At 63.0% G+C, this 24,565-nt stretch carries 23 protein-coding genes and 1 other RNA gene; 9 read left to right on the top strand and 15 right to left on the bottom strand.

Features of this window, described 5'->3' with window-relative positions; translation table 11 throughout:
* Positions 1-8: 8 nt before the first annotated feature.
* The 13 genes from EN824_RS27250 to ffs all read right to left on the bottom strand — a co-directional run bounded on the left by EN824_RS27250 (position 9) and on the right by ffs (position 12,142).
* Complete coding sequence (locus tag EN824_RS27250; RefSeq protein ID WP_127278749.1) at positions 9-347, bottom strand: hypothetical protein; 339 nt, start codon at positions 345-347, stop codon at positions 9-11.
* A gap of 38 nt (positions 348-385) precedes the next feature.
* Positions 386-1,135: an ABC transporter ATP-binding protein gene (locus tag EN824_RS27245; protein ID WP_127870724.1), complete on the bottom strand. Its 750-nt coding sequence runs from the start codon at positions 1,133-1,135 to the stop codon at positions 386-388.
* Positions 1,132-1,977, bottom strand: coding sequence for an ABC transporter ATP-binding protein (locus tag EN824_RS27240; protein ID WP_135932898.1), 846 nt, complete (start codon positions 1,975-1,977; stop codon positions 1,132-1,134). The genes EN824_RS27245 and EN824_RS27240 overlap by 4 nt, the downstream gene beginning before the upstream one ends.
* Positions 1,974-2,900 (bottom strand): nickel transporter permease, encoded by a 927-nt coding sequence (gene nikC / locus EN824_RS27235; RefSeq protein ID WP_135882894.1) that lies wholly within the window; start codon positions 2,898-2,900, stop codon positions 1,974-1,976. The genes EN824_RS27240 and nikC overlap by 4 nt, the downstream gene beginning before the upstream one ends.
* 196 nt (positions 2,901-3,096) lie before the next feature.
* Positions 3,097-4,158 (bottom strand): ABC transporter permease, encoded by a 1,062-nt coding sequence (locus EN824_RS27230; RefSeq protein ID WP_127278745.1) that lies wholly within the window; start codon positions 4,156-4,158, stop codon positions 3,097-3,099.
* Between the two features lie 18 nt (positions 4,159-4,176).
* Complete coding sequence (locus EN824_RS27225) at positions 4,177-5,820, bottom strand: ABC transporter substrate-binding protein (RefSeq protein ID WP_135932897.1); 1,644 nt, start codon at positions 5,818-5,820, stop codon at positions 4,177-4,179.
* Between the two features lie 262 nt (positions 5,821-6,082).
* Positions 6,083-7,369: a lytic murein transglycosylase gene (locus tag EN824_RS27220; RefSeq protein ID WP_135932928.1), complete on the bottom strand. Its 1,287-nt coding sequence runs from the start codon at positions 7,367-7,369 to the stop codon at positions 6,083-6,085.
* A 25-nt stretch (positions 7,370-7,394) separates the two neighbouring features.
* Positions 7,395-8,000: a recombination mediator RecR gene (recR, locus tag EN824_RS27215; protein ID WP_127280959.1), complete on the bottom strand. Its 606-nt coding sequence runs from the start codon at positions 7,998-8,000 to the stop codon at positions 7,395-7,397.
* Positions 8,001-8,090: 90 nt separating this feature from the next.
* Positions 8,091-9,110, bottom strand: coding sequence for a cell wall hydrolase (locus tag EN824_RS27210; protein ID WP_127870720.1), 1,020 nt, complete (start codon positions 9,108-9,110; stop codon positions 8,091-8,093).
* A 227-nt stretch (positions 9,111-9,337) separates the two neighbouring features.
* Positions 9,338-9,745, bottom strand: a complete 408-nt coding sequence (locus EN824_RS27205; protein WP_127280301.1) for a hypothetical protein — start codon at positions 9,743-9,745, stop codon at positions 9,338-9,340.
* Positions 9,746-9,758: 13 nt separating this feature from the next.
* Positions 9,759-10,082, bottom strand: a complete 324-nt coding sequence (locus tag EN824_RS27200; RefSeq protein ID WP_127280300.1) for a YbaB/EbfC family nucleoid-associated protein — start codon at positions 10,080-10,082, stop codon at positions 9,759-9,761.
* Positions 10,083-10,113: 31 nt separating this feature from the next.
* Positions 10,114-11,943, bottom strand: coding sequence for a DNA polymerase III subunit gamma/tau (locus EN824_RS27195; protein WP_135932896.1), 1,830 nt, complete (start codon positions 11,941-11,943; stop codon positions 10,114-10,116).
* 102 nt (positions 11,944-12,045) lie between these two features.
* Positions 12,046-12,142, bottom strand: an RNA gene (gene ffs, locus EN824_RS27190) — signal recognition particle sRNA small type.
* Positions 12,143-12,286: 144 nt separating this feature from the next.
* On the opposite strand from ffs, the gene EN824_RS27185 reads away from it, so the two are divergent.
* The 3 genes from EN824_RS27185 to EN824_RS27175 are packed head-to-tail and all read left to right on the top strand — an operon-like array spanning position 12,287 to position 14,027.
* The gene (locus EN824_RS27185; protein ID WP_127280298.1) at positions 12,287-12,706 is read left to right on the top strand and encodes an HIT family protein; all 420 of its coding nucleotides are present in this window, start codon (positions 12,287-12,289) and stop codon (positions 12,704-12,706) included.
* A gap of 52 nt (positions 12,707-12,758) precedes the next feature.
* Positions 12,759-13,700: an NAD(+) diphosphatase gene (gene nudC / locus EN824_RS27180; protein WP_127870717.1), complete on the top strand. Its 942-nt coding sequence runs from the start codon at positions 12,759-12,761 to the stop codon at positions 13,698-13,700.
* A gap of 27 nt (positions 13,701-13,727) precedes the next feature.
* The gene (locus tag EN824_RS27175; protein WP_135916849.1) at positions 13,728-14,027 is read left to right on the top strand and encodes a Dabb family protein; all 300 of its coding nucleotides are present in this window, start codon (positions 13,728-13,730) and stop codon (positions 14,025-14,027) included.
* Between the two features lies 1 nt (position 14,028).
* Here the strand turns inward: EN824_RS27175 and EN824_RS27170 are convergent, their stop codons facing one another.
* A complete protein-coding gene (locus tag EN824_RS27170) occupies positions 14,029-14,892 on the bottom strand; it encodes a prephenate dehydratase (RefSeq protein ID WP_135921087.1) in 864 nt (287 codons plus the stop codon).
* Between the two features lie 9 nt (positions 14,893-14,901).
* Positions 14,902-15,630 carry a 3-deoxy-manno-octulosonate cytidylyltransferase gene (locus EN824_RS27165; RefSeq protein ID WP_135921089.1) on the bottom strand — a complete coding sequence of 243 codons (729 nt, stop codon included), beginning with the start codon at positions 15,628-15,630 and terminating at the stop codon, positions 14,902-14,904.
* Between the two features lie 194 nt (positions 15,631-15,824).
* Between EN824_RS27165 and EN824_RS27160 the strand changes: the two genes are divergently transcribed.
* The 6 genes from EN824_RS27160 (at position 15,825) to EN824_RS27130 (ending at position 24,549) form a co-directional block, all read left to right on the top strand.
* A complete protein-coding gene (locus EN824_RS27160) occupies positions 15,825-16,472 on the top strand; it encodes a cytochrome c family protein (protein ID WP_127870715.1) in 648 nt (215 codons plus the stop codon).
* A gap of 169 nt (positions 16,473-16,641) precedes the next feature.
* Complete coding sequence (locus tag EN824_RS27155) at positions 16,642-18,519, top strand: extracellular solute-binding protein (protein WP_135932895.1); 1,878 nt, start codon at positions 16,642-16,644, stop codon at positions 18,517-18,519.
* Between the two features lie 14 nt (positions 18,520-18,533).
* The gene (locus EN824_RS27150) at positions 18,534-20,402 is read left to right on the top strand and encodes an extracellular solute-binding protein (RefSeq protein ID WP_127870713.1); all 1,869 of its coding nucleotides are present in this window, start codon (positions 18,534-18,536) and stop codon (positions 20,400-20,402) included.
* Between the two features lie 279 nt (positions 20,403-20,681).
* Positions 20,682-21,776 (top strand): microcin C ABC transporter permease YejB, encoded by a 1,095-nt coding sequence (locus tag EN824_RS27140; RefSeq protein ID WP_127278437.1) that lies wholly within the window; start codon positions 20,682-20,684, stop codon positions 21,774-21,776.
* Positions 21,776-22,921 carry an ABC transporter permease gene (locus EN824_RS27135; RefSeq protein ID WP_127870712.1) on the top strand — a complete coding sequence of 382 codons (1,146 nt, stop codon included), beginning with the start codon at positions 21,776-21,778 and terminating at the stop codon, positions 22,919-22,921. Before EN824_RS27140 ends, EN824_RS27135 begins: the two co-directional genes overlap by 1 nt.
* Positions 22,918-24,549, top strand: coding sequence for an ABC transporter ATP-binding protein (locus EN824_RS27130; RefSeq protein ID WP_127278435.1), 1,632 nt, complete (start codon positions 22,918-22,920; stop codon positions 24,547-24,549). The genes EN824_RS27135 and EN824_RS27130 overlap by 4 nt, the downstream gene beginning before the upstream one ends.
* Positions 24,550-24,565: the final 16 nt, after the last annotated feature.

Raw genomic sequence — 24,565 nt, 5'->3', positions numbered from 1 at the left:
CTGCAGTATCACTCGTTATCGTTGGAGGGCGAGGGGAGTGATTTGGCGCGCTGCCAAGGCGACGATTTGGAGCTGCGCCAAGCATGCCAACCTTTCGGCAAATCGGCCAACGCCAAGATGCTTTCATCCCGCCGAACCACCTCCTGCAGGCCGACGAGCATTATCTCACGTTCGTTCCGATCTCGAGTGTCGCTGCTGTGAAACTGCCAGCTGCCACCTTCTTCGTTGTAGATGTCGTCGTGGTCAGCTTCATGCACGACGTATGCGATCCAATCGTCAGATTTGAATATACTCTTGTCCGATAGCACCGCGACATTGGGTGGATCTGCAAACTTCCATTCCCCCATGGAATTCCCCCGTTGGTCTGTGCACAGGAAGAGCGAATTCAGGCGGTTCTTACAAACCCGTCGCTGGCTCGCAGCAGGTTGCGCGTATAATCCTTTGTCACACGGCGCTCGACCAGATCGTTTGCCACCAGATTTTCCACTGCCTCGCCGCCCTGCATCACCATCAGACGCTCGCACATATGGGTGATGATGGCGAGGTCGTGGCTGACCATCAGGAAGGTCAGCTTGCGCCGCCGCCGGACTTCCTCCAGCAGGTTGAGCACTTCCGCCTGCACGGAGGCGTCGAGCGCCGAGGTCGGCTCGTCTAGCAGCAGGATCGAGGGCTCGAGGATCAGCGCGCGGGCGATCGCGACACGCTGGCGCTGGCCGCCCGAGAGCTGGTGCGCGTAACGGAAGCGAAAACCGTTGCCGAGGCCGACCTCGTCGAGCGCGCGCTCGATGCGCTTTTCGCCGTCGGCAAAGCCGTGGATGGCGAGCGGCTCCTGCAGCAGGCGGTCGACCGTCTGGCGCGGGTGCAGCGACCCATACGGATCTTGGAAGACCATCTGCACTTCGCGGTAAAAGGCCTTATCGCGGCGCGCGCCGAGCGTCTTGCCGTTGACGGCGATGCTGCCCGAGGCGACCGGCGCGAGACCGGCGATGGCTCGCAGCAATGTCGATTTCCCGGAACCGGATTCACCGACCAGGCCGAAGGATTCACCCGGCTGTACATCAAGGCTGACGCCCTTCAGCGCGCGAAAGCGGTCGAAGATCACCTCCAGCGTGTCGACGGCAATCGCTGATGTCATGCCGCCCACTCCGGCTTGCGGTCGAGCACAGGCAGCGGGTGACGGTCGGCGCCGATCTTGGGCATGCAGTTGAGCAGGCCGCGCGTATAGGGATGCTGGGCCTGGCTGAGTTCCGAGGCCTTGAGTTGTTCGACCACCTTGCCGGCATACATGACGATGACGCGGTCGCAGAAGGAGGAAACCAGGCGCAGATCGTGCGAGATGAAGACCAGTCCCATGCCCCGCTCCGCGACCAGCCGGTCGAGGATACCGAGCACATCGAGCTGCACGGTGACGTCGAGCGCCGAGGTCGGCTCGTCGGCGATCATCATTTCCGGCCCGGCGATCAGCATCATGGCGATCATGGCGCGCTGGCCCATGCCGCCCGACACTTCGTGCGGGTGCAGGTCGAAGACGCGTTTGGGATCGCGGATCTGCACCGCCTCGAGCATGGCCAGCGCGCGCTCGCGCGCCTCGGCCTTGCCGACCTTTTTGTGCGTGCGCAGCGTCTCGACGATCTGGCGGCCGATGCTCATGACCGGGTCGAGCGAATATTTCGGATCCTGCAGGATCATGGCGATGCGGTTGCCCCGCAAGGCTCGGCGTTGGCGTGGCGAGATGCCGAGCAGGTCGATGCCGTCGAAGGTCAATTTATTGGCCGATATCCGGGCCTGCGGCGGCGTCAGGCCCATGATGGCGCGGCCCGTTTGCGACTTGCCCGACCCGGACTCGCCGACGATGCCGAGGCGTTCCCGGCCAAGCGAAAAGGAAACGCCGCGCACCGCCTCGACCATGCCCGTGCGGGTCGGAAAGGTGACCCGCAGGTCATCCACCTCAAGCAGGGTCCTAGTTCGGCCGTTCATTGGTCGCCACTCCGAGGATCGAGCGCGTCGCGCAGGCCGTCGCCGAGCAGGTTGAAGCCGAGGCTGACGATCAGGATTGCGAAGCCCGGCGCACCGGCCACCCACCATTGGTCGAGGATGAAGCGCCGGCCCGAAGCGATCATGGTGCCCCATTCCGGCAGCGGCGGCTGCGCGCCAAGGCCGAGGAAGCCGAGGCCCGCGGCCGTCAGGATGATGCCGGCCATGTCGAGCGTCACGCGGATGATCAGCGAGGAGATGCATAGCGGCATGATGTGGCGCAACACGATGCGGAAGGGAGAGGCGCCCATCAGTTGCACCGCCTTGATGTAGTCCGAGTTGCGCACGGTGAGCGTCTCGGCACGCGCGATGCGGGCATAGGGCGGCCAGGAGGTGATGGCGATCGCCAGCACGGCATTCTCGATGCCGGGGCCAAGGGCGGCGACGAAGGCCAGCGCCAGCACCAGCTTGGGGAAGGCAAGGAAAATGTCGGTGATGCGCATCAGGATCGCGTCGGTCCAGCCGCCGGCATAGCCGGCGACGGTGCCGACCAGAAGCCCGATGGGTGCGGCGATGATGGCGACCAGGACGACGACATAAAGCGTCCAGCGCGAGCCGTAGAGGATGCGCGAATAGATGTCGCGGCCGAGATCGTCGGTGCCGAACCAGTGCTGGGCACTCGGCGCCAGCAGACGCGCGTTCTTCAGGTCGCCGAAGGTCGGCGAATACGGCGCCAGCACACCGGCAAGGGCGGCGACGAGCAGCAGAGCGATGATGATGAGCAGGCCGACAAAGGCCAAACGATTGGCGGAAAAGCGCCGCCAGGCGACATAGGCGCGACCGAGCCTTGCCTGCATGCGCGATGCCGGCCGCTCCGACAACAACCATTCGCGACGGGAGAAGGGGCGGGCGTCGGAGACGGTCATGACGATGCCTCTTGAAGCCGTCGACCCCCACTCCGGTCTGCTTCGCAGACCATCTCGCCCCCGGTCGACGGAGGAGAGGAAAGGCGCCAGGCGTGCGGCCGCCTTCTCCTCTCCCCCGGACAGGGGGAGAGGTGGCCCGAAGGGCCGGAGTGGGGGTGATTTGCCGCAGCCAAGCCCGAAAGCGCGATACCTCTGCTCATCCGGTCTTCGTCCTCGGGTCGAGCACGCGGTAGAGAAGATCGGACAGGAGATTGATGCCGATGAACACCGAGCCGATGACGATGGTGCCGCCGAGCACGGCGTTCATGTCTGCGTTCTGCAGCGAGTTGGTGATGTAGAGGCCGATGCCCGGCCAGGAGAAGACGGTCTCGGTCAGCACCGAGCCCTCGAGCAGCCCGGCATAGGACAACGCGATCACGGTCACCATCGGCACGGCGGCATTGCGCAGCGCGTGGCCCCAGATGATGCGGGTTTCCGACAGGCCCTTGGCGCGCGCGGCGACGACGTATTCCTGGGCGAGTTCATTGAGCATGAACGAGCGCGTCATGCGGCTGATATAGGCCAGCGAGAAATAGCCGAGCAGCGAGGCCGGCAGGATGATGTGCCGGAAGGCGTCGTAAAAGACATCCCACTGCCCCTGCATCGCGGAGTCGAGCAGGTAGAAACCGGTGACCGGCGTGAAAGTGTATTCGTAGACCACGTCGAGCCGTGCCGGGAAGGCCACCCATTGCAGCTTGGCGTAGAACAGCACCAGGGCCAGCAGGCCCAGCCAGAAGATGGGCACGGAATAGCCGATCAGGCCGATGATGCGCACAATCTGATCGACGAGGCTGCCGCGTTTGACCGCGGCCAGCACTCCCAGCGGCACACCGAACAGCGCGCCGATCAGTGTCCCCAATGTCGCCAGTTCCGTCGTTGCGGGAAGAGCGCGGCGGATGTCGGTCATGACGGGATTGGTGGTCAGCACGGAGATGCCGAAATCGCCGCTCAGCGCATGTTTCACATAGATGTAGAACTGCTCGATCAACGGCAGGTCGAGGCCCATCTCGCGGCGCGTTCGCTCCACGACATTGGCGGGTGCCCGGTCGCCGAGCACGGCCAGCACCGGGTCGATCGGGATGACGCGGCCAATGAAGAAAGTGACCGCGAGAAGACCGAGATAGGTCGTCACCGCAATGACCAGGAAGCGGCCAAGCGATGATGCAAGGGCGACGGCGCGGGCGCTGCCGCGCCCGCTTTCGTTTTCAATCGTGCTCATGCGGCGTGTCCGCGAACACTATTCCTTGGAGACCGGCCCGACGAAGTTGGTGTCGAAACTCGGACCGAGCGCGAAGCCTTTGAGGTTCTTGCGCAGACCGGCAACTTCCAGCTGCTGGTGGATGATGACGAAGGGGCTGGTGTCGAGGATTTTCTTCTCGAGATCCTTGTACATATCCGCGCGCTTGCCCGAATCCTTCTCAAGCAGGGCTGCTTCCGTTTGCTTGGTCAGGTCCGGAATGTCCCAGGCATTGCGCCAGGCGAGCGTGTGGGACTTGCCGGCATCCGAATTGTCCGGGTTCGAGGCAAAGGTCTGGGCATTGGAGTTCGGATCGAAATAGTCCTGGCCCCACTGGCCGATATAGATGTCGTGGTTGCGGGCGCGGTATTTGGTCAGCGTCTGCTTGCCGTCGCCAGGGATGATCTCCAGCTTGATGCCGGCCTGGCCGAGCGTCTGCTGAATGGATTCCGCCATGCCGGTGGTCGGCTGGCCGGTGCGCACGTCCATGGTGACGCTGAAGCCGTCCGCCAAGCCGGCCTTGGCCAGCAATTCCTTGGCCTTGGCGACGTCGAGCTTGAAGGGGTTTTCGTCGAGTTCGCCCAGCACGCCCTTGGGCAGGAAGGTCTGGTGGATCTCGCCGATGCCCTTGAGGATGGTCGAACCCAGCGCATCATAGTCGACCAGATATTTGAAGGCCTGACGCACCTCGGGTTTGGCGAGGTTCGGGTTCTTCTGGTTGAGGCTGATGTAGTAGACGGTGCCCTTGGGCGCGCTGGTCGAGGTGAGGTCGGCGTTCTTGGCGATGGCGTCGAGGTCGTTCGGTTCGAGGTTGCGGGCAACGTCGATATCGCCGGCCTCGAGTGCCAGGCGCTGCGCCGAGCTTTCCTTCATGTTGCGGTAGATGACGCGGGCAAGCTTGGCCTTCTCGCCGTGATAATTGTCGTTGCGCTCCATGACGACGGCTTCGTTGGCGCGCCATTCGCGCAGCTTGAAGGCGCCCGAGCCGGCATAGCCTGTTTTCAGCCAGGCATTGCCGAAATCGTTGTCCCATTTGTAGTCGGCGCTCGGCGTGACCGCCGCCACATGTTCCTTGACCAGCTTGGCGTCGACAACGGAGGCAACGGTGGCCGACAGGCAGTTCAACACGAAACTTGGCGCATAGGCCTTGTCGACGGTGAACTGGAAGGTGGTGTCGTCGACCGCCTTGGCCTTTTCGGTGACGTTGTCGCCGCTAATGCCGAACTGGCCGATGATGAAGGCGGGGCTCTTGTCCAGCTTGACGGCGCGCTCGAACGACCAGGCGACGTCGGCGGCGGTGATCGGGTTGCCTGAGGCGAATTTCAGGCCCGGCTTGAGCTTGAACGTATAGGTCAGGCCATCGTCGGAGACGGTCCAGCTTGCGGCGAGATCGGGCTTGACCTTGGAGGTGTCGCTGAGGTCGAGGCGGACAAGAAGATCATAGGTGTTGCCGGTGACCTCGGCGGTCGACAGCTCGAACGCCTCGCCCGGATCCATCGAGATGATGTCGTCGATGGCAAAACCTTCGACAAGCGTGTCGGCGGGAGTGACCGCGCCAGCCGGCGCTCCGGCCAGAAGCAGCGCCGACATGGCGGCGCCCGCCAGCAAGATGCGGGATCGTAGAGCAAGCTTTTCCATCATCATGATGATTGTTCCCTGTTTTGTTGTTTGTTGACCTGAGTTCCCGGCTCAGGGTTGCGGTGTTCTTTCAGGGCTCCAATGAAAGCCCTTGACTCGCTACCGTCGTGGTTTTTGTCCAGTTGGTCAACACCTTATCCGGCGACTCCCAGCCCGGCAACGAGGATTTGCGAGACGGCCTCAGTGGATCAGAATACACAGCGGCGTGTCGACGCATGCGCCGGCCAAATGATGCCGGGGATCGGGAAAAATCTGCTAAAATTCGATGCTATTTCAGCGCGGCGACCAGGCCGGCATCGGGAAAACAGGTGGCGGCCTGACCATTCTTTTCCTGCCATCTGCCGATCGAGCGGCGGGTCTTGAAGCCGGGCAGGCCGTCGGCGCTGCCAACATCATAGCCTTTGGCTTCCAGTGCCCCTTGCAAGGCGGCGATGTCGGAGCGGTGGAGATCGCCGACCGGACCCCAGCTACCGGAAAAATTCTGATCGCCATGGGCGATGCGGTCGGCGCCATGGCCGATGAACAGCGCGTAGAGGTCGCTGGTGTTGTATTGTTTCAGCACGTAGAAATTGGGAGTCGCGATGAAGGCTGGGCCGCTGCGCCCGGCCGGCATCAGCAGGAAACCTTCCGCCTTCAGCTCGCTCGCCGGGAAGGCTTTACCGCCGACGCGCTCAATGCCCATGGCGGCCCATTGCGAGATCTTTTTGCCCTGGTCCGGGCCCTCCAGCGAACAGGAGACGCTCTGAGGCACGATCACCTCGAAACCCCAGCCGCGTCCCCTCACCCAGCCATAATGGACAAGATAATTGGCGATCGAGGCCAGCACGTCGGGCGTCGAATTCCAGATGTCGACGCGGCCGTCGCCGTCGAAATCGACGGCATGCTTGAGGAAAGAGGTCGGCATGAATTGCGGCTGGCCGAGCGCCCCGGCCCAGGACGATTTCATCGCGCCGACCGGGGCCAGCCCGCGCTGGACGATTTCCAGCGCCGCCAGCAGTTCCGTGCGGAAGAAATCCTTTTTCGTCGACATGAACGCCTTGGTGCCCAGCACTTCGAAGGCGTCGTAGGGCATCTTCGCCGCGCCGAAGCCGGTCTCGCGGCCCCAGATCGCCAGAAGGATTTCGCCCGGCACGCCATAGCGCTTTTCGATCGCGGCAAGCGTGCGGGCATTGGCGGCCTCGCGGGTGCGCCCGCCCGATGTCACCGCACGAACCGTCTTCTCGGCAAAATAGGCGCCGGGAGAACCGAACTCGGCCTGGTGCTGCTTCTGCGGCGTCTTCGGTTTCTCGCCTGGCATGACAAGGTCGGGGAGATTGAGATTGGGCTTGATGCCGTTGAACGCGGCGTCGAACGTATTTTTGGAAATGCCTTTCGCCTTGGCGTCGGGCCAGAGATCGGTCTGGAGCCAGGTCCTGAACTGGTCGTCGATCTTGGAGGCGAACGCGGGGGCAGCGATGAGGGCAAAGAGCGCTGCAAGAAAGAATGCAAAGCTGAACTTGCGAAAGCCGCGTTCTGTAGCGTGCACCACCAGCTTCGAAAGATGCGTGGCAATCATCGTGCGCATCCTCTCCGCAATCGTGTCAAAACGCCGTTCGCGAGCGCAGCGCCGCGGCCAGCGTGCCTTCGTCGAGATAGTCGAGTTCACCGCCGACCGGTACCCCGTGCGCCAGCCGTGTTATCTTGACCTCGAAGCCGGAGAGTTGATCGGTGAGGTAGTGCGCGGTAGTCTGGCCCTCGACCGTCGCGTTGACGGCGAGGATGAGTTCCTTGACCTCGCCGCCGGCGATGCGGTCGATCAGCGAGCGGATGTTGAGCTGATCGGGGCCGATGCCGTCGAGCGGCGACAGCGTGCCGCCAAGCACGTGGTAACGCACATTCATCGCCGCCGCCCGCTCCAGCGCCCAGAGATCCGAGACGTCCTCGACGACGATCAAGGTGGCGGCATCGCGGCGTGGATCGGTACAGATCATGCAAGGATCCGAGGTGTCGACATTGCCACAGGTGGAGCAGATGCGCACCTTGTCGGCGGCCTCGCCCATGGCGGCAGCGAGCGGCGACAGCAACTGTTCCTTCTTCTTGATCAGGTGCAGTGCCGCGCGCCTGGCCGAACGGGGGCCAAGCCCCGGCACCTTGGCCAGGAGTTGGATCAGGCGTTCGATCTCGGGACCGGCGATTCGCTTGGACATCGCCCTGATCTAGGATTTTTCAGAGCGCTTTGAAACATCCGGCGTCCGCGAATGTCCCGCCATCCTGCCATTGCGGGTTTGCGACACGCATCAGTTGGTTTCGAGCGGGCGGCCCTGGCTGACGATCATCGCGCCGATCGCGTCGGTGTTTTCAGGCGTCGACTGGAACCCCATCGACGCTTCCTGCGGCTCGCCCTCAACCGAGGAGATCACCCTCTTGTTCGAGGTTCCGCCGGTCAAGGTTCCGCCGAAACGAGCGACATCCGGCTCCTCCATCGGCTCCTGCATGGCGACCAGTGTCGGCTTCGCCGAGACGCGTGCGGACTTGGCCGTCGGCGCCGCGGACGCAGTGACATAGGTCTCCTGGGCCGCAGCGGTGCGGGCGGTTGCCGTCTTGCCGGGGCGTGTCGGCTCCGCCGCGGCGGTCATGTAGACCTGCTGGGCTGGAGCGGTGCGAGCGGATGTCTTGGCCGCAGGTACGGGCTCGGCGGAAGCGACGCGCACCGCAGGCACGCCTGGCAAGGCGGCTGGCTGCTCGGCCGAGGCAATGGCAACCGTCGGTTCATCCGGCAGCGGCTGCCAGTTGCGGCCGCGCTTTTCGTAGAAGGCATTGCCGCCGGCAACCATGGTGTAGTGCATGTTCTTGTAGGGGAAGCGCAGACCGGCGGTGTGGAAATACATCGTGTTCTTGAGCTTGGCCTTGCGCTCGCCCTTGAGCACGGCGTCGGCGGCCTCCTCGACATCGGGCATTGCGCGCGAATTCATCGGCCTGGTCATGACGCCCGGCGCGAACTGCCCGGGTTCACCCACCACTTGGCAGATGGTGCTGCCGTGGTTGCCCGAGCGCAGCCGGTTCATCACCACCGTGCCGACGGCGATCATGCCGTCGCGGCTCGACCGGTTGGATTCGAAGAACATCGCCCGTTCGAGGCATTCCCTGTCCTTCGGCGTGTGACTGTAGGCGCGCGAACTTAGGAAACTCGGCGTGATGGCGTCGGTCAGGCTCGCAACCGACATGCCGTGCGAGGTGGTCTGGCTGCAAGCGGCCAAGAAAAGGGGAGACGTGACGACGCCGAGCAACAGCGGCGTCTTCCATCGCGTGGCGATCAACAGGTAACCCTCTCACTTCAATGCCCGCCCCCAGGCTGCGGCAAGAATGAGACACTTTCGGGCAAAATGATGGCCAAAACGTTATTAACGGCAGACTGTTGCCGAATTGACACAAATTGAGGCTTTCCAGATAGATCGAGCCGTCGTTTCACACAGATGATGACCGCTCTCTCTTCGTTTCGCCGCAATTCCCTTGGGGAAACGCTATGCGCCTTTCGCGGGAAAGCCTATCGCCCGGCGGCGATTGCCGCCGACCGACCGGGTTCGACCTCTTCGACCTTCTCTGAAAACAGGCCCCGCCCGAGAAACAGCGCCCGCGCCTCCCTGGCCGCCGGCGCGATCTTGCCTGGCCAGTCGCTGTCGATGAACTCGGCCTTGGTGAAATCAGGATTCGTTTCGGAGGCCGCCTCCAGGAATTCGGCGATTTCCAGCACGATCGCGCGTTCGTCCTTCGAAAGCGCCGACGTGCCGGCCTCGATCGACGGGCGGTGCACGAAATCCTCGAAGAGATTGAAGTAGCCCTTGATGCCGACGAGATCGACACCCGCATCGCAATCGGCGAGGATTTCCAGAATCTCGTAGATCCTGTTGCGGATACGCTGCTCGATCAGTCTTTCGGACGGCTCATCGATCATGGCGCACCGAGCGCTAGAAAGGCAGTTTCATTCCTGGCGGGATGGGCAGGCCAGCGGTCAGCGCCTTGGTCTTTTCCTGCATGATCTGCTCGACCTTGGCCTTGGCGTCATTGTGCGCGGCAAGAATCAGATCCTCGAGGATTTCGACCTCGTCTTCCTTGAATAAGGACGGGTCGATCTTCAGCGACTTGATGTCGAACTTTCCGCTCAAAATGATGCTGACCAGGCCGCCGCCAGCCTGACCGACGGCTTCGACCGTGGCGATCTCATCCTGCATGGCCTGGAACTTGGCCTGCATTTCCTTCGCCTTGCCCATCAGGCCGAGAAGATCTTTCATGGTCCGATCCTTTGCGGATTAGTGCTGCATATCAGGGTTCGTCGTCATCGGCCGGCGGCTCGACCGGCATTTCGGCCTCGCTCGCTTCGGCGTCCGGCGTGTCGGGAATGCGCACATCGATGATCTTGGCGCCGGGAAAGCGGGTCAGGAAGGCGGCGACTGTCGGGTCGTTCCTGGCATCGAGGAAAGCGTTTTCACGCTTCGTCGATTCCATTTCGGCCAGCGTCTGGCCGCCCTCCTCCTTAGACAGCGACACCAGCCAGCTGCGGCCGGTCCAGGCGCGCAGTTTCGTCGTCAGTTCGTTGAGCAGCATCTTGGGCGCATCGTCGGTCAGGCCGACGTCGATGCGGCCAGGTTCGATGCGCACCAGACGGATGCAGCGCTTGACCAGCACCTTGAAGGCGACGTCGCGCTGAGCGTCGGCAAGGGCAACGATGTCGGCCAGCGATTTCAGCGGTACGGCTTGCGTCTCCGGCGCCGGCTGCGGGGGCGCGACGAAGGCGGCCGGAGCGGGCGTGGCCTCGACCAGCCGCATGGTCTGCGCGCCGCCCGAGCCGCCAGGCATGCGCGCCTGCGCCACGGCGCTGGCCCCATTGCCGCCAGGACCGCCATTGCCGGGGTTCACGGGAGCGCCGTTCGGACGCGGCGCGGCGCCGGTGGCCGAGGCGCCGCTCTCCAGCGATCTCAGCGCCTCGTCCAATGTCGGCAGATCGGCGGCGTGCGCCAGCCGGATCAGCACCATTTCGGCGGCGCTGACCGGCCGGTTGGAGGACTGTACTTCGGGAATGCCCTTGAGCAGCATCTGCCAGGTCCGCGACAGCACGCGAACCGACAGCGCCCTGGCGAAATCGGCGCCGCGCTGGCGCTCGTCCTGCGACAGCGAGGCATCGTCCATCGCGGTCGGCACGAAGCGCAGCCGGGTGACGAGGTGGTTGAACTCAGCCAGGTCGGTGAGCACGGCGGCCGGATCGGCGCCGGTGTCGTATTGCGCACGGAATTCGCCGAGCGCCGCCGCCACATCGCCTTTCATCACATGTTCGAACAGATCGACGATGCGGGCGCGGTCGGCCAGGCCCAGCATGGCGCGCACGGCCTCGGCGCTGACCGAGCCGGCGCCATGGGCGATCGCCTGGTCGAGAATGGAGAGCGAATCGCGGGCGGAACCTTCCGCCGCGCGCGCGATCATCGCCAGAGCGTCGTCGTCGACCGAAATGCCTTCCTTGCCGGCGATCGAGGAGAGATGCGCGACCAGCGCGCCGGCGTCGATGCGCCTCAGGTCGAAGCGCTGGCAGCGCGACAGGACGGTGATCGGAACCTTGCGGATTTCGGTGGTGGCGAAGATGAATTTGACGTGCGGCGGCGGTTCTTCCAGCGTCTTCAGCAGGCCGTTGAAGGCCTGCGTGGACAGCATGTGCACTTCGTCGATGATGTAGACCTTGTAGCGGGCCGAGACGGGCGCATAGCGCACGCGCTCGATGATGTCCCTGATGTCGTCGATGCCGGTGTGCGAGGCGGCGTCCATCTCGATGACGTCGACATGGCGGCCTTCCATGATCGCCTGGCAATGCTCGCCAAGCACGGCGAGGTCGACCGAGGGCTGATCAACGGTGGCGGTTTTATAATTCAGGGCCCGCGCCAGGATACGCGCGGTGGTGGTCTTGCCGACGCCGCGCACGCCGGTCAGCATCCAGGCCTGGGCGATGCGGCCGGTGGCAAAGGCGTTGGTGAGGGTGCGCACCATCGGCTCCTGGCCGACCAGCTCGGAGAAATTCGACGGACGGTATTTGCGCGCCAGCACACGGTAGGCCGCGGCCTTGCCTGTCGCCAAACTATCGGGCCCCGAATTTCCGGCTTCGCTCATTCGCCGTTAAGCTCCAAAAGGCCGCGCCCAAAGCGCCGATTCCTGCGCATAGTCTCGCCCGCGCTGCAATGCGTCGTCAATGTCGCGAGGAGGGCCGATGAGGTGGGAGGCTGGAACAATGACCCGTTCCGGGCTCGTTAGGGCTGCTTCCTTCCGGACCTGACCCGGTTGGCGAGTGGATCGTCCACCACCAACCTCCCGCTGTCCATATCGGCAATTGCGCGACGAAATGCAAGTGCGCAGGCAAATCGGCACCGCGAACCGCGAGATTCGCTTGCAGCCCCGATGCAGCCGCTTTAGCGTTCAGGGTTTGAGGAAGCCAAGAAAAGCAAGGGAAACGCCGATGCTGCCGGGCCTGAAGGCCGGATTCACGCTGGATGCCCGGCTGGAGGCTGACAGCGAGCAGTTGATGTGGCTTGGACTGTGCGAATTGCGGGTGATGAACGACCGCCGCTGGCCGTGGCTGCTCCTGGTGCCGCAGCGGCCGGGCGCGGAGGAGATCCACGACATGACGCCGCTCGACCAGGCGATGCTGACCTTCGAGACCAATATGGTGGCGCAGGCGCTGAAGAAGGTGAGCGGCTGCACCAAGATCAACACCGGCGCGCTCGGCAACATCGTGCGCCAACTGCATATCCATATCGTCGCACGGTCCGAGGGGGATCCCGGCTGGCCCGGCCCGGTGTGGGGGCATGGCCTGCGCGAGCCCTATCAGCGCTCCGACCTGCGCCGGTTTGCCGAAACGATAAGGGCAGCGCTATAAGCCTTCCCTGTGTCTATCCCAAGCATGTCCATCCCAAAGCACCAGAGTCCATATGAGCTTTCGCCTGTTTGACGCGCCCGTGCGCGAGCCGAGCCAGTTCGTCGGCTTTGCCGGCAACACCATCGACCGGCAATCCGAGAACCGCGCCGACGATTCGGTCGACAAGGCGCTGGCCGATCCGACGACACGGCTGCTTTTGATGAATGGCGGCCGGCTCTACCTGAAACTCGCCGATGGCGGTTTCGACCCTTGGTACCGCATCGCCGAGAGCGATCCCTTCAGCCCTTCCTTCGACCAGGGCGTCCTGCTCGGGTTTTCCGAACAGGGGCCGGTGCTGGCGGTGCTGGCCGGCATCGATGCCGAACAGTTGCCCGAAACCGTCAAGGCGATCGATTACCGCTCGGTCTATATGCAAGGACTGATCGACGAGGCCGCCGCCGGCGCGATGGCACAAGGGGCGGCCCTGCTCGCCTGGCACGCCAGCCACCGCTTCTGCAGCAAATGCGGCACGCAATCGCAGATGCGGGCGGGCGGCTACAAGCGCCATTGCCCGAATTGCGGCACCGAGCATTTTCCGCGCACCGACCCGGTGGCGATCATGCTGACGGCGACGCGGGACAAATGCCTGCTCGGGCGTGGCCGGCACTTCGCGCCGGGCATGTATTCGGCACTTGCCGGCTTCATCGAGCCCGGCGAGACGATCGAGGCGGCGGTGCGCCGCGAGACGCTGGAGGAGGCCGGGATCCGGCTCGGCCGCGTCGTCTACCACGCGAGCCAGCCCTGGCCGTTCCCCTATTCGCTGATGATCGGATGCTTCGGCGAGCCGCTCAACGAAGACATCCAGGCCGACCTCAACGAACTGGAGGATTGCCGCTGGTTTTTGCGCGACGAGGTTCGCCTGATGCTGGACCGCACGCATCCCGACACGCTGGTCACCCCGCCGAAAGGCGCCATCGCGCATCACCTCATCCGCGCCTGGGTCGACAGCGAATAGTCATCGAAGTCATTGCAGGAGAGACAAATGATCCGTCACACCGTCGTCTTCACGCTGAAGCATCCGCCGCACTCGCTGGAGGAAAAGCGGTTTCTCGTCGACGCCAGGAAAATCCTCTCGGCGATCCGGGGCGTCACGCATTTCGAGCAATTGCGGCAGGTCAGCCCCATGAACGACTATCAGTTCGGCTTCTCGATGGAGTTCGCCGACCAGGCCGCCTACACCAGGTACAACGACCATCCCGACCATGTCGCCTTCGTGCGCGACCGCTGGGTGCCGGAGGTCGAGACCTTCATGGAAATCGACTACGTGCCGCTGGGCTGGTAGCTCAATCCGCCACCTTCCACTGCTCGCGCGACTCGCTGGCCGGATAGACGCCGAGAATCCGCACCTCGCGCGAGAAGAAGCGAAGCTCGTCCAGCGCCAGCTTGACCAGCGGATCGTCGGGATGGCCCTCGATGTCGGCGTAGAACAGCGTCGCCGTGAAGGCGCCGAGTTGGTAGCTCTCGAGCTTGGTCATGTTGATGCCGTTGGTGGCGAAGCCGCCCATGGCCTTGTAGAGCGCGGCCGGCACGTTGCGGACGCGGAAGATGAAGGTCGTCATCATCTTGACGTCGGGTGACGTGCGCTCGGCCCATTGCTTGCTCTTGGTCAGGACGACGAAGCGGGTGACGTTGCTGTCGGTGTCCTCGACGTTCTCCTCGATGATGTCGAGCCCGTAGAGCGTCGCGGCCAGCGCCGGCGACAGCGCGGCCATAGTGCGATCCTTGACCTCGGAGACCATTTTGGCTGCACCCGCCGTGTCGCCGGCGACTACTCCCTTCCAGCCGTTCTTGCGGATGTATTTGCGGCATTGGCCGAGCGCGTGGATATGTGTGTGTACGGTCTTGATCTCGTCGCGCTTGACCCCGGGCAGCACCATCAGCTGGAAATGGATCGGCAGGAAATATTCGCCGACGATGTGCATCCTGGATTCCGGCAGGAGGTGGTGGATGTCGGCGACGCGTCCGGCGATGGTGTTCTCGATCGGAATCATGGCGAGATCGGCCTTGCCGGTCTCGACGGCATTGAAGGCGTCCTCGAAGGTCGGGCACGGCAACGGCTCCATCGAGGGATAGACGTTGCGGCAGGCGGTGTCGGAATTGGCGCCGGGCTCGCCCTGGAAGGATATTCTGTTGGTCTTTTCAGGCATGCCGATATCTCAGTTTGAAAGGATTTCCCTGGCGCGGTCCAGGTCTACAGGCGTGTCGACGCCGAGCGGCAGCGACTGCACGATCTCGGCGTCGATGCGCATGCCGGCTTCCAGTGCCCGCAACTGCTCAAGCCGCTCGCGGCGCTCCAGCGGCGACGGCTTCAGCGCGACGAAGCGTTCCAGCGCCGCGCGCCGATAGGCGTAGAGACCGACATGGTGATAGAGCGGCCCCTCGCCCCAAGGTGCCGTGGCGCGCGTGAAATAGAGCGCCCTCAGCCGCGTGGCCGACAGCGGCGACCCGACGATCTTGACGACGTTGGGATTGGTCTTTTCCTCCTCGCGGACGATCTCGACGCCGAGCGTGGCGATATCCACCGCGGCGTCCTCGAACGGCCTGAGCGACGCGGCGATGATGCCGGGATCGATGGTCGGCAGGTCGCCCTGCACATTGACGATCGTTTCGACCTCGCCTCGGGAATCGAGCGCCAACAGAGCTTCGTGGATGCGGTCGGAACCCGATTCATGGTCGATGCGCGTCATGACCGCCTCGAAACCATGCGCGCGCACCGCTTCGGCCACGCCTTGCGTGTCAGTCGCCACCACCACCCGGCCAAGCCCGGCTTCGGCCGCGCGGCGCGCGACATGGACGATCATCGGGGCGCCGGCAATGTCGGCCAGCGGCTTGCCCGGCAGGCGGGTCGAGGCCATGCGGGCCGGGATCAGGATCAAGGTGGACATCGGTCTGGCGAGGCGTTCGAAAAGAGGACAAGGAAAAGTGGCAAAAGGTCTCACTGGCAGCGCCCTTATAGGTGTTGCAACGCTGGAGCAAAAGACCTAGTTTCCGCCCGATTTGACCGGCCCTGGAGGGCAGGTCTCGATACCGACGGACGGAGTGGACGGTTCGGTCCGCCGGAAAAGGGAGCAAGGGGCGTATGGATTCCAACGAAGTCAACAAGCTGCTCGCCGGATTGCTCGGAACCGTTTTCGTCGTCTTCTCGGTCGGCATTGTGTCGGACGCGCTGTTTGCCTCGCCGGCGCCGGAAAAGCCCGGCTTCGCCATCGAGGCCGCCGAACCGGCCGAAGGCGGCGCTGCCGCTCCAGCCGCTGAAGCCAAACCGATCGCCGATCTGCTGGCCACTGCCAATGTCGAGGCGGGTGCTGCCGTCTTCAAGAAGTGCCAGGCCTGCCATTCAGGCGAAAAGGGCGGCCCCAACAAGGTCGGCCCGGATCTGTGGGATCTCGTCGATCGCCCTGTCGCCGAGCATGAAGGCTTCGCCTATTCGGCCGGCATGAAGGAATTCTCCAAGGGCGGCACAGAGAAGTGGACCTACGACAACATCAACCACTTCATCACCTCGCCGAAGAAATTCGTGAAGGGCACGGCCATGGGCTTTGCCGGCCTGCCCAAGGACGAGGACCGCGCCAACGTCATCGCTTATCTGCGCACACTGTCGGACAATCCCAAGCCGCTGCCGGCACCGGGCGCCGCTGCTGACGCCTCCGCGCCCGCCAAGCCCGCTGACGGCGCCGCACCGGCCAAGCCCGCGGCGCCGGCCGCTCCGGCAGCGCCGGCAAAATAACCGGATTGTCATCTCGACGTCCTTGAAAAAGCCGGGTTCAGCCCGGCTTTTTTGTTGGGAAAATGCGCGGTGCGGCGACAAAGCCGGCGCATTGCGGTTTTCACGAGCGTCAAATCATCTAGGATCGCCCTTCTGGATGATCTGGCACGCATCGCGAAAGGGAGAGTGCATGACGGTTGGCCGAACGCTTCTCAAGTCGCTGCTGGCGGCGGCCCTGCTGGTAGCAGGGTTGCAGACGACCCGGGCCGACGAGTGGCGGACAACCTCATCGCTGATCGGCCAATCCAAATACGGCGACAATTTCCAGCACTATGACTACGTCAATCCGAACGCGCCCAAGGGCGGCACGCTGAATTCGGTGCTGCTCGGCACTTATGACAGCTTCAACCCCTATGTCGTCCAGGGATCGCCTGCCGCGGGTCTTGTGGGCTTCGGCGGCGGCCTGCTCTACGACACGCTGATGGAACAGGCGACCGATGAGGGCAGCGTCAGCCATCCCCTGATCGCCGACGCCTACAAATACCCGGCTGACTATTCCTCGGCGACTTACCGGCTCGACCCGCGCGCCAAATGGCATGATGGCCAGCCGATCACCGTCGACGATGTGATCTGGTCGTTCCAGGTGCTGAAGGCCAACAGCCCGCAATACAGCCGCTATTTCGAGAACGTCACCGATGCGGTCGCCATCTCCGATCGCGAGGTCGAATTCCATTTCAACCAGAAGGGCAACCGGGAACTGCCTAAGATCATGGGCGACCTTGCCGTGCTGCCGAAACACTGGTGGGAGGGCACCGATGCCAGCGGCAAGAAGCGCGATGTCACCAAGCCGACGCTGGAAATCCCGCTCGGCTCGGCCGCCTACAAGATCGCCAGCTTCAAACCCGGTTCGGAAATCGTCTGGCAGCGCGTGCCGGACTATTGGGCGGCTAAGCTGCCGGTAAAGATCGGCCGCGAGAATTTCGACACGCGCCGATACACCTACATCCTCGACGACAATGCCGCCTGGCTTGCCTTCACCAAAGGTGGGCTGGAAGACATCAACCGCGAATACAGTTCTCGCAAATGGGCGACGGCCTATAATTTCCCGGCCATCCAGGCAGGCGACGTCGTCAAGAAGGACTTCCAGACCCAGTCGCCACAGCCGATGCAGGGCTTTGTTCTCAACCAGAGGCGGCCGCTGTTCCAGGACCGGCTGGTCCGCGAAGCACTGACCATACCATTCGATTTCGAGAGCATGAATCGCACGCTTTTCTTCGGCTTCAATACCCGTACATCGAGCTATTTCCAGGGTACCGAACTGGCGTCCAGCGGATTGCCGCAGGGCAAGGAACTGGAAATCCTGGAAAAATACCGCGACAAGCTGCCGCCGGAACTCTTCACTCAGGAGTTCAAGCTGCCTGTCTACGATTCGACGCAAGCGGAACGGAAGTATCTGAAGCAGGCCGTCGATCTCTTCGCCAAGGCCGGATGGGTCATCAAGGGCGGCAAGATGGTCAACGCCAAGACAGGCGCACCGTTCAAGTTCGAGATCCTCGGCTGGAACGACACCGACCAGGTGATCGCCAGCCCCTACATTGCCAACCTGCGCAAGATCGGCGTCGACGCTACCCTGCGCATCATCGATCAGACGCAGTACATCAACCGTGTGAACCATTTCGATTTCGATGTCGTGACGGGTCTGTTCGGCCAGTCGGAGTCGCCTGGCAACGAGCAGCGCGATTTCTGGAGTTCCAAGGCTGCCGACGCGCCCGGTTCGCGCAACCTGATGGGCATTAAGGATCCTATCGTCGATGCGCTGGTCGATCGCATCATCTTCGCCACCGATCGCGATGATCTCGTCGCCGCCACCCACGCACTCGACCGCATCCTGCTGTGGAACTTCTACGTGGTGCCGCAATATTACCGTTCCGCCGTCTGGCTGGCCTATTGGAACAAGTTCAAGTTCCCCGACAAGCAGCCTGCCTATGTCGGCGCCGATATCGATTCCTGGTGGGTCGATCTCGACAAGGAAAAAGCGCTGGCGGCCAAATACAAAGGCGGTAATTGATGGGGCGGCAATCGATGACGGCCCTGCCCCGCCGCGACTTTCTCGCTCTTGGCGCAGCTGCCACTGCCGCCGCCTTGTTGCCGGGCAAGGCTTTCGCAAACATTGCCACCGGGATCAAGCTGCACGGCCTGTCGGCCTTCGGCGACCTCAAATACAGACCGGATTTTGCGCATTTCGACTATGTCAATCCGGACGCTCCCAAGGGCGGCCAGATGAATTTCACGCCGCCCAGCGCAACCCTCAATCAGAGCTTCCTGACTTTCAACACACTGAATTTCCTGGTGTTGAAAGGAGAGGCGCCGCCGCGCGCCGAACTCTGCTTCGATTCCCTGATGGCAAGCGCGCTCGATGAGCCGGATGCGGTCTACGGCCTGCTTGCCGAGTCCGTCACGCTGTCGCAAGACCGCAACGGCTTCCGCTTCGCGCTTCGGCCGCAAGCGCGTTTCCATGACGGCTCGCCGCTGACCGCCGAAGACGTCGCCTCCGCGCTGAAGCTGTACAAGGACCAAGGCCACCCGAACCTTTCCAAGGCGCTGCGGCATATGACGGAGGCGGTCGCGGTCGATCCCGTCACCCTTGCCCTGACCTTCAATGGCGAACAGTCCGCGCAAAACATCCTAGCGGTCGTCGGAATGCCGATCGTGTCCAAGGCCTTTTATACGGCCAACAATTTCGATGCCTCAACGATGACACCGCCGCTTGGCTCGGGGCCCTACAGGATCGGACGCGTCGCGGCCGGACAGACTGTCGAATATGACCGCGTGGCCGACTATTGGGGCCGCGATCTCCCGGTGAACCGCGGTCTGTACAATTTCGACCGTATACGCATCGACTTCTATCTCGACCGGCAGGCGGCATTCGAGGCCTTCAAAAAGGGCGATACGCATTTTCGCGAGGAATTCACCGCGCGTGTCTGGGCGACCGGATACGACTTTCCAGCGTTGAAGGACGGCAAGGTCGTCAAACGGGAATTTCCCGGCGAAAAGACGCCGGACATGCAGGGCGTCGCGCTTAACCAGCGTCGCCCGCAATTTCGCGACGAACGGGTGCGACGAGCGATCGCCAGATGCTTCGATTTCGAGTGGATGAAGCGGGCGTTGTTTTACGGCTCTTACGAACGCGCTCAATCGAATTTCGAACGGTCGGATTACAAAGCCGAAGGCCTGCCCTCGCCTGAGGAATTGGCCCTGCTGGAGCCGTTCCGAGCCGAGTTGCCGCCAGAGGTCTTTGGTGAAGCCGTAACGCAGCCCCTCTCCGACGGTTCGGGCCATGACCGCAAGCAGCTGGGCGAGGCTTCGCGGTTGCTTGCGCAAGCCGGCTGGAAGCGCGCGGGCAGTTTCCTCGTCAACGACAAGGGTGAGCGGCTGCGGGTTGAAATGCTGGCGGAGGATGATGGCATCGTTCGCATCTACACTCCGTGGTCCGAGAATATGAAGGCGATCGGAATCGACGCATCGATCAGGCAAGTCGATTCAGCGCAATATGAACAGCGGCAGAGCGATTTCGACTTCGATCTCAACATGCTCCATTGGTCGATCGGAGCGACACCGACTGATGACGGGCTGGAAATGCTCTATGATTCCCGGATGGCTGACACACCGGGGCAGCGCAATTATCCGGGCACGAAAAGCAAGGCCATCGACGCGCTGATCGTGGCGGCCGGCAAGGCGCAAAGCCGCGCAGAACTCGTCGCGGCGCTGAGAGCGCTCGACCGGATCTTGCGCGCGCGGCTAGACTGGATTCCAACATACTATCTGGCGAATCACCGCGTCGCCTATTGGGACATGTTCGGCTTTGTCGAGCAAAAGCCCGATTTCGGCTTTCCGGTCGAGGCGCTGTGGTGGTTCGATAAGGGCAAGGCGGCAAAAATTGGCAAAGGCTGAATTTCTTGCGGGCGTTGGCGCTGCCCCTCACCTGCCTGCCGGCATCCTCTCCCCGTATAGTGACGGGGAGAGGGGTGCTCTGATCAGTGATTTCGCCAACTACAAGCGTCGCGATAAGAGCGCCGAGATCATGGCCAGCCCCTTTCTCCCCATCCCTATACGGGGAGAAATGTCCGGCAGGACAATGAGGGGCGGCGCCGGCGTCGACAATTGGCCTGACGCGACTGCCTTGGGGGTGCCGCCGGACACGGTGGCTCTCCCTGAGGAGGATACCATCTGATGGGCGCCTATATACTGCGCCGCATCCTTTTGATGATCCCGACGCTGTTCGGCATCATGGCGATATCCTTCGCCGTCATCCAGTTCGCGCCTGGCGGCCCGGTCGAGCAGGTCATCGCCAAGCTGACCAACCAGGGCGGCAGCGACCGCCTCGGCGGTGGCGGCGGCGATGCGGGCGGTTCCAATTTCGACGCTGCCGGCGACGTCAGCTCGAAATATCGCGGCGCCCAGGGCCTCGACCCGGAATTCATCAAGAAGCTGGAGAAGCAGTTCGGCTTCGACAAGCCGCCGCTCGAGCGCTTCGGCATGATGCTGTGGAATTATGCCCGGTTCGATTTCGGCAACAGCTATTTCCGCGATATTTCGGTGCTCGACCTGATCCTTGAGAAAATGCCCGTTTCGATTTCGATCGGGCTCTGGATCACGTTATTGTCCTATCTGATCTCGATCCCGCTCGGCATCCGCAAGGCGGTCAGGGACGGCACCCCCTTCGACGTCTGGACCAGCGGCGTCGTCATTGTCGGCTATGCCATTCCGGGCTTCCTGTTCGGCATTCTTCTGATGGTGCTGTTTGCCGGCGGCTCGTTCTGGGACTGGTTCCCGTTGCGCGGCATTGTCTCCGACAATTGGGATCAGTTGTCGTGGCCGGCCAAGATCGCCGACTATGCCTGGCACATGACCTTGCCGCTGACGGCGCTGGTGCTGTCGGCCTTCGCCACGACGACGCTTTTGACCAAGAACTCGTTCCTGGAGGAAATCCGCAAGCAGTATGTGGTGACGGCGCGCGCCAAGGGCCTGTCGGAACGGCAGGTGCTTTACGGCCACGTCTTCCGCAATGCCATGCTGATCGTCATCGCCGGCTTCCCCGGTGCCTTCATCTCGGCCTTCTTCACCGGCTCGCTGCTGATCGAGAATATCTTCTCCCTCGACGGGCTCGGCCTGCTCGGCTTCCGGTCGGTGGTCGAGCGCGACTATCCCGTGGTGTTCGCCAACCTCTACATCTTCTCGCTTCTTGGCCTGTTCATCGGGCTCCTGTCCGACCTGATGTACACCTGGGTCGATCCGCGCATCGATTTCGAGCGGAGAGACGTCTGATGTCGGAGGCAAGCGTTACCGCCGGTGTCTTGCCGGAGCGGCTCCCACGGCCGTTCCTGTCGCCGCTCAACAAGCGCCGCCTGCAGAATTTCAAGGCCAACCGGCGCGGCTACTGGTCGCTATGGATCTTCCTCATCCTGTTCGTGCTGTCGCTGTTTGCCGAATTCATCGCCAACGACAAGCCGATCATCGCTTCCTACAAGGGCGAAATCCTGTTTCCGGTGATGGTCGCTTACCCCGAAGAAAAATTCGGCGGCTTCTATGCGGTCACGGATTACCGCGACCCGGTGATCCAGGACGAAATCAATGCCCATGGCTGGATGATCTGGCCGCCGATCCGCTATTCCTACCAGACCGTCAACAACGCCATCCCGGAAGCGGCACCCGCCAAGCCGTCCTGGCAATACGACGCCAAGACGCGCTGCAACCAGTATCCGCAAGGAGCCGATGACCCAGCCTGCAATGTCGGCAACTGGAACTGGCTCGGCACCGACGACCAGGCACGCGACGTGCTGGCGCGCGTCATCTACGGCTTCCGCATTTCGGTGCTGTTCGGCCTGATCCTGACCGCCGGCTCGGCTCTCATCGGCGTTGGGGCTGGTGCCTTGCAAGGCTATTTCGGCGGCTGGACGGATCTGCTGTTCCAGCGCTTCATCGAGATCTGGTCGGCCATTCCGGTGCTCTATCTGCTGCTCATCGTCGCCGCCATCCTGCCGCCCGGCTTCTTCATCCTGCTCGGCCTGATGCTGTTGTTTTCCTGGGTGGCGCTGGTCGGGGTGGTGCGGGCGGAGTTCCTGCGCGCCCGCAACTTCGAATATGTCAACGCGGCGCGCGCGCTCGGCGTACCCAACCGCACCATCATGTTCCGGCATCTGCTGCCCAACGCCATGGTGGCGACATTGACCTTCCTGCCCTTTTTGCTGAGCGGATCGATCTCGACGCTGACCTCGCTCGATTATCTCGGCTTCGGCCTGCCGCCGGGTTCGGCCTCGCTCGGCGAATTGCTCAAGCAGGCGCAGCGCAACCTCAACGCGCCTTGGCTCGGCATATCCGGTTTCGTCGTCATCTCGCTGATGCTGTCGCTGCTGGTTTTTGTCGGCGAGGCGACGCGCGACGCCTTCGATCCGCGCAAGACGTTCAAATGAGCGGAGCGCCCTTGCTCAGCGTGCAGGACCTCAGCGTCGCCTTCAGCCAGGGCGGCGGCCAGTCCGTTGCCGTCGACCACATCTCGTTCGACATCGCCAGGGGCGAGACGGTGGCGCTGGTCGGCGAATCCGGCTCCGGCAAATCGGTCTCGGCGCTGTCGGTGCTGAAGTTGCTGCCCTACCCCAGCGCCAGCCATCCGTCGGGCAAGATCCTGTTCCAGGGCGCCGACCTCTTGGCCATGAGCGAGAAGCAATTGCGCCAGGTGCGCGGCAACAAGATCACCATGATCTTTCAGGAGCCGATGACCTCGCTCAATCCGTTGCACACGATCGAGCATCAGATCGTCGAAATCCTGAAGCTGCATCAGGGCATGGGCGACCGTCCGGCCAAGGCGCGCACGCTGGCCCTGCTCAACGAAGTCGGCATTCGCGATCCGCAAAAGCGGCTCGACGCCTATCCGCATCAGCTTTCGGGCGGCCAGCGCCAGCGCGTCATGATCGCCATGGCTCTCGCCAACGAGCCGGAACTGCTGATCGCCGACGAGCCGACGACGGCGCTCGACGTCACGGTGCAGGCACAGATCCTCGAACTGCTCGCGGGCCTCAAAAGCCGCAAGGGCATGTCGATGCTGTTCATCACCCATGACCTCGGCATCGTGCGCAAGATCGCCGACCGGGTCTGCGTGATGACCAAGGGCAAGATCGTCGAGACCGGCCCGACCAAGGACATCTTCGCTAACCCGCAGCACCCCTATACACGCCACCTTCTGGCCGCCGAGCCGAAAGGCAAGCCGCCGGCCGCCAATGCCGACGCCAAGCCTGTCATGACCGGCAAGGACATCAAGGTGTGGTTCCCAATCAAGCAGGGCTTCTTCCGGCGCACGGTCGATCATGTGAAAGCGGTCGACGGCATCGATGTCACGGTGCGCGCCGGCCAGACACTCGGTGTGGTCGGAGAGTCCGGTTCCGGCAAGACGACGCTCGGCCTGGCGCTGGCGCGCATGATCTCGTCGACCGGAACCATTCAGTTCAACGGCCGCGACATCAACCAGCTCACCTTCAACGCCATGCGGCCGCTCAGACGCGAACTGCAGATCGTCTTTCAGGATCCGTTCGGTTCGCTCAGCCCGCGTATGTCGATCGCCGAGATCATCGAGGAAGGCCTGAAGATCCACGAGCCGAAACTGTCGCCCGACGAGCGCGACGACAAGGTCGCCGCCGTGCTGAAGGAAGTCGGCCTCGACCCGGCGACCCGCAACCGCTATCCGCACGAATTTTCCGGCGGCCAGCGCCAGCGTGTCGCCATCGCCCGCGCCATGGTGCTCAACCCGCGCTTCGTCATGCTGGACGAGCCGACATCGGCGCTCGACATGAGCGTGCAGGCGCAGGTCGTCGATCTCCTGCGCAATTTGCAGGCCAAGCACGACCTCGCTTATCTCTTCATCAGCCATGACCTCAAGGTCATCCGGGCGCTGGCCAATGACGTCATCGTCATGCGCAACGGCCAGATCGTCGAAGCCGGCCCTTCCGAACAGATTTTTGGAAATCCGCAAACCGACTATACTCGGGCGCTGATCTCGGCCGCCTTCAAGATCGAGACGGCTCCGACAGGCGCGGTCAGCGAGTGATCCGCACAAGCAAGGA

The sequence above is a fragment of the Mesorhizobium sp. M8A.F.Ca.ET.181.01.1.1 genome (assembly GCF_004792025.1).
GTDB lineage: Bacteria > Pseudomonadota > Alphaproteobacteria > Rhizobiales > Rhizobiaceae > Mesorhizobium.
The sequence above is the reverse complement of the archived record's forward strand: the minus strand, read 5'-3'. Positions and strand labels throughout refer to the sequence as shown.